General features: G+C 39.1%; 6 protein-coding genes and 1 pseudogene. 3 read left to right on the top strand and 4 right to left on the bottom strand.

Going from position 1 to position 5,235, the window contains the following annotated elements; genetic code table 11:
* The 3 genes and pseudogenes from B853_RS15455 to B853_RS15440 all read right to left on the bottom strand — a co-directional run.
* Positions 1 to 211: pseudogene (locus B853_RS15455) on the bottom strand (DUF6998 domain-containing protein); the annotation flags it as partial.
* 119 nt (positions 212 to 330) lie between these two features.
* Positions 331 to 2,283: an AAA family ATPase gene (locus tag B853_RS15450; protein WP_249027417.1), complete on the bottom strand. Its 1,953-nt coding sequence runs from the start codon at positions 2,281 to 2,283 to the stop codon at positions 331 to 333.
* Between the two features lie 166 nt (positions 2,284 to 2,449).
* Entirely contained in the window at positions 2,450 to 3,265 is an 816-nt protein-coding gene (locus tag B853_RS15440; RefSeq protein WP_038884994.1) for a hypothetical protein, read from the bottom strand.
* A 250-nt stretch (positions 3,266 to 3,515) separates the two neighbouring features.
* Here B853_RS15440 and B853_RS15430 point away from each other — a divergent pair, with 250 nt between their 5' ends.
* Positions 3,516 to 3,788 (top strand): type II toxin-antitoxin system TacA family antitoxin, encoded by a 273-nt coding sequence (locus B853_RS15430; protein ID WP_017420534.1) that lies wholly within the window; start codon positions 3,516 to 3,518, stop codon positions 3,786 to 3,788.
* Positions 3,785 to 4,282, top strand: a complete 498-nt coding sequence (locus B853_RS15425) for a GNAT family N-acetyltransferase (protein WP_017420533.1) — start codon at positions 3,785 to 3,787, stop codon at positions 4,280 to 4,282. The genes B853_RS15430 and B853_RS15425 overlap by 4 nt, the downstream gene beginning before the upstream one ends.
* 140 nt (positions 4,283 to 4,422) lie before the next feature.
* Here the strand turns inward: B853_RS15425 and B853_RS15420 are convergent, their stop codons facing one another.
* Entirely contained in the window at positions 4,423 to 4,890 is a 468-nt protein-coding gene (locus B853_RS15420; protein WP_038884995.1) for a GNAT family N-acetyltransferase, read from the bottom strand.
* Positions 4,891 to 5,094: 204 nt separating this feature from the next.
* Between B853_RS15420 and B853_RS15410 the strand changes: the two genes are divergently transcribed.
* Positions 5,095 to 5,235 (top strand): helix-turn-helix domain-containing protein (locus B853_RS15410; protein WP_143700795.1); only part of this gene is annotated, 141 nt, incomplete at its 3' end.

Genomic DNA, 5,235 nt, shown 5'->3' with positions numbered 1-5,235 from the left:
TCCGCTCGCCGTTCATTCCGACTACATCATACCCCTTTTGATTTACTTCGGTTGCCATTTGACCATTTGTAATCAAAGCTGCGTAGAGTTCACCGATTCTTCCACTTAGATGCCTTAGCTCCGTTGGAGGGACTCCCCAGTTTAGTTCTCTCTCAAACCATGCCATCGCATCACCCAACGATTGGATAACTTGCATCTGTGTTAATGCCATTTCTTCTCCGAAGTATAAATTTCCATGCACTTAACGCCGCATTAAGGTGTGAGCGGCGCTTGGCTATACTTGAGCGAAGCGAAACTGCCAAGCGTTGCGAATCACTCTTAAATGCTTTGTTATACGTTTTGTGCGAAGTCTAATGCTTTATGACGGTCAACTACACCATCCCCGCTACAGGTCTTGCAATCAATTCTACCAGTGTCACAAGTTGGGCATGGCACTTTCTCAAATTCACTTAAATCAAGTGTTTTGAGTGTACTTTCATAGATAGAGCCCATACCTTTACATGCTCTGCAATCTTCTTTCCCAAACTTGCATTTACCGTTGCATACAGGGCAAGTCTGTAAACTATCTTCAATTTCGTCTTCAACGACAAGGCTTTCTAAGTCACTAGGTGTGAACTCAAGTTCTCTTGGACTTATACCTACAATTTGACGAACAAACTTTACTATCGAAGCGTCTCCCTGAATATCTATATCTCTAGCAAATTCCCACGCAGACAAGGGCTTACCTTTGTTTTTATCATACGAATAGTCATGCGAGTCTTCGAAATTTTGGATCGAAACATAACGTTTAACCAAACTTGGAAAGCGCTCATTGCTTTGCACCATTTCATCCCAAATGGTCTGATTCAGTGTCCACGCACTGTTTCTTTTTGGAGTTTGATCATTTTTGCGTATTGGATTCCCACTTTTGTCATATTGATATCTACAATCGCTGTCATGGATAACATGCTGTTTAATCTTAAAATGCGTTAACACCTTAATGAAAAATGGCATATTATTTTTAGTACCAGTATTTAGAACAAAAATATCTCGCTCAGGATAATGCTCGTGCAATAGCTGGCGAACTACAATAGCTTCGGTATCTCCTTCAACAAGTACTACTTCATCTGCAAAAAATGTTTCGCAAACATGTGGGTTGAAGCGATTAAGCATTAAAATTCTATCTCTATTTTCCCCCTGAGCATCAAACACATCATCACCAACTTGATGAATATCTGTTGTTTTGTCACCATTTACAGTTAAACGTGCCAATGTCGTATGCGGTTTGGATAGATCTATAAGCTGTGGATTATGAGAAGCACATAAAATTTGAAACTTCGATTTATGACATAGTGAATACAATGTGTCCTTTAAAAGTCGTATTCTTTTAGGGTGTAGATATAACTCAGGCTCTTCAAAAAGAATGATAAATTCTTTTTTTACTACTTCACCTCCGTCTTCAGGGTCATAATTATTCTTAGATAACCCTAAAAAGTTAAACATTGCTTGCCTAATTACACCATGCCCATGAGAGTTAAACTCACTCTTTCCATCTGTTTCACTGTTGTTAATTGCCACGCAAAACTCTTTATCTAGCGCTTTAGTAACATCAACTTCTTGCCCTATTACAGGAGAAATTGATAGCGATAGCTCAGGGAAAACTTTTTGAAAGTTTGAGTTAGCTTTATCAGCAAACCCCTTAACAAGAGATGTATCTTCAATCGTAGATTGAAGTTCATTTAACTTATCTAGAGCTTCTTGATATGCTTCGGCATGTTCCGTTGAAAGGGTTTTAAGTACCTGTTTCTTTATGGTTTCAGTAATCCACTTACTTAACTCATCAGGTGTTGGCATTGCAGGTATAACGATTGGCGTCGGTGCTTCTTTTGACAAGTGAGCATCAAAACCACCAAACCCATTATCAACGTATTTGCCAATAGCTGGATCGAAAGTTTCCTTTTTCCCTTCTTTTCCTGCTTGTGACCAGGTTTTTTTAAACTTAATTTCATTCTCAGAAGAGACCCAGCGACTTAAACCTTTTTTATCGAAAACAACCGAGTCTCCCTCCTCCTTGATAAAAACCATCTCCATCTCAATTATGTTGCTTTCATCAAAGTTATGGAAATCGGAAAGAACACATTTTTTCTTTGAAGTTACAAAGTATTCGTAAGCATGTAAAAATGTCGATTTCCCCACATTATTTTGACCAAAAATAAAAATTATATCCGAATCATTAAAATCTAAGATATTGTTTTTACCATTGATATTTCTAAAGCTCATTACTTTTAGTGATTTTATTTTCATTACTAACCAACACTTTTTTATTATGTAGAACTCAAAAAACGTATAACGCCCTGTTAAGGTGTGAGCAACGCAATACCGAAGCTGCCGCATACCACCTTAATCACTAAAACCAATGCATAGTAAAAATGCCATGCGTTGCGAATCACTCTTAAACAGTTTGTTAGTTTTATCTGTTAAAAATGCGTTGATACCGAGTTGAAGCATCTTCATGCTCCATCCCCATAAGCTCAGCCATTTCTACGATATTCAATTCAGGGACAAATGTAACCAAATTGTCTTCAGACAGCTCTATCAAAAGTGTTTTTCTATACTTCTTCAAAACCTTCTTATGAAAAATGCTTTTGTTAGCTTCAGGGAAACCAATCAAAAAGCAACTAATTTCCAATATTAGATCATCTGTATGGTGCAAACACTGTTCCGTAAGATCTGCTATCTCGATAATTTCGTATTCATCTAAAACAGATTGAATGCCTTCTTTATCTAGATTACGGGCATTTTTAAATTTAGTTCTTAACTCAGAGTACTTTTTGTTTCTAAGTAACCATAAATCTTGAAGCCCTTTAAATTGTTTAAATAGAGCCTTGATGTAGGCGAGATTCCTCCAGCGGGATTTTTTTAGGACACCTTTCGCTGGAACAATGAAAGATAAAGAAGATACTTTCAAATCTATAGTAGTTGGATGTAAAATCACTTCTGGAATCACAGCTAGTCTTTCGTATGGACAGTCGCTCAATCGAGAAAAATAATTTCTCTTTATCATTTTTAATTCATCTAAAGCTTCACTCGCTTGAATAATTGCTTCGTTCAAAGCGTCAATATTTTGTATCTGAATCCTGTTTCTTTCTTGAATATTGACTGAATATAGTACAGCCCAAGCACCAAGCGAAGTGGTAAAGATAACACTCGCAGCAGGAAAAATATAATCCTTGATAGGGTTCGACTTCAACCCATTAATAGCATTTACAATCGCTACTTCATCCAATTTCTGTATCCTCCTGTTACTCGATCTCAAGTTAAAACTAACGCCCAATTAAGGTGTGAGGCACGCAATACCGATGCCACCACATACCACCTTAATCACTAAAATTAACGCATAGTAAAAATGCCAAGCGTGCCGAATCACTCTTAAATTGTTTGTTAGTTTGCGTGCCAAAGTGACACAGATATTGCTTATTACACACTTTAAGACCATAATACACATGTGACATTTTGACACAACAGGAGATAACATTATGGCTACTACTTTGCCTCGCATCACCGCTAGAGTTGATGTCGATACACAAGACTTACTTACTAAGGCTGCCGCGATCGCCGGCATGTCTAGCATCAACTCGTTTGTTCTAAGCGCTGCAATCGAAAAAGCTAAACAAGTCATCGAACGTGAACAGGCTTTAAAGCTGAGCCAAGCAGATGCGATGTTGCTCATGGAAGCTTTAGATCGTCCTGCAACACAGAACTCAAAACTAAAAGCTGCTGCTGATCGATACGAGAGCAAAACTCAATGATGAATACGGTACTTCTAGATAAAGCTAAACACGATAGAAACCGATTCAACTGTGGCATCGAAGCTCTCAATAATTACTTAAAAGTAATGGCGAGTCAGCAAGCAAAGAAGGACAACACCAGAACTTTTGTTTTGGAAGATGATAGCGACAATTCACATGTTATCGGCTTTTACACGCTAACAATGACACCAATTGACTTAAAGGCATTGCCTGATAAGTTACAAAAAAAGCACCAATCATCCACCTCTGGTGGTCTGATTGCCCGCCTTGCTGTCGATGACCGATACAAAGGGAAAGGATTTGGTGAGTGGCTGCTTATCGACGCACTCAGAAAACTATTAGCCGCTAGTGATAGCGTTGCATTTCCAGTTGTTATCGTTGATGCCAAAGACGGTGCGAAACACTTCTATGAACGCTATGGTTTTCAAGCATTTCATGATGCCGAAAACAAACTCTTCATCACCATTGCAGATGTGAGAGCAAGCTTAGGCTAGTTAACCGCTAGCCTTTAGCAAACTAACGCCCAATTAAGGTGTGAGCCACGCGACCACGACACTGAAATTGAACGCCGTAAACACTGAACTTGACCCAAACCAAAAATGCCAAGCGTGGGGAATCACTCTTAAATTGTTTGTTAAATGCTCTTAACCATGAACAAACAAGGGGTACCCTCACCCCAGAAGTCTGCGATTTCTTCTAGTGGGTAGAAGCCTAGTGCCATATAAAACTGCCTCGTTTTGTCATAGTTAGTATCTCCCACGGATTCACCAAGAGTTTTAACTTGAACAAACTTAACTGCTTTAGCTTTTAGCTCTGACTCTATAGCCAAGTATAAAGCTCTACCTATTCCTTTTCGGTGATAATCTGCGCTAACGGCTAATACATGTAACTCTGCTGTATGCTCATTGTGATAATTTACCGAGAAGAACCCAACCAATTTATTTTTACACCACGCAGTGTAGGTATCTAACTCATCAATTTCCCTTGCATAACAGAGCAAGGCGTCCTCCCTACCAAACCAATCCGGAACTGTTCTGAGTATCGCTTTACACTGTTTACCTAAGCCTCTAGCTGGGGCTTTCAATTCTAAATCTTCCACCATACCTTCCCTGAGCATTTAACGCCGCATTAAGGTGTGAGCAGCGCTTGGCTATAATTGAGCGAAGCGAAAATGCCAAGCGTTGCGAATCACTCTTAAATGCTTTGTTATACGCCTTGGATTCAAGTACGAAGTGCGACACCTCTGAACATAAAAACAGTGAGATGCGATAATCATGAAGTTTGCTCCCGCCAAGAAGTAAAAAACATGAGATACACGCACCTCACTGAGAACGAAAGGTATATGATTTCTGCACTCAGAAAGCAAGGAATTAGTACCCCTAAAATAGCTAAACAACTGGGTCGTCACAAAGCTACTATCTATCGAGAAATTGAACGCAATTCCCGA

Origin of the sequence: Vibrio rotiferianus CAIM 577 = LMG 21460, assembly GCF_002741985.1 — a bacterium.
GTDB classification, from domain to species: Bacteria; Pseudomonadota; Gammaproteobacteria; order Enterobacterales; family Vibrionaceae; genus Vibrio; species Vibrio rotiferianus.
Note: the sequence above shows the minus strand (reverse complement) of the source record. Positions and strands in the feature narration are given on the sequence as shown.

What these genes read in the sequence shown, in the direction of transcription:
- B853_RS15450 (WP_249027417.1), bottom strand. Translation starts at nt 2,283, where the DNA reads ATGAAAATAAAATCACTAAAAGTAATGAGCTTTAGAAATATCAATGGT.
- B853_RS15420 (WP_038884995.1), bottom strand. Translation starts at nt 4,890, where the DNA reads ATGGTGGAAGATTTAGAATTGAAAGCCCCAGCTAGAGGCTTAGGTAAA.
- B853_RS15430 (WP_017420534.1), top strand. Translation starts at nt 3,516, where the DNA reads ATGGCTACTACTTTGCCTCGCATCACCGCTAGAGTTGATGTCGATACA.
- B853_RS15425 (WP_017420533.1), top strand. Translation starts at nt 3,785, where the DNA reads ATGATGAATACGGTACTTCTAGATAAAGCTAAACACGATAGAAACCGA.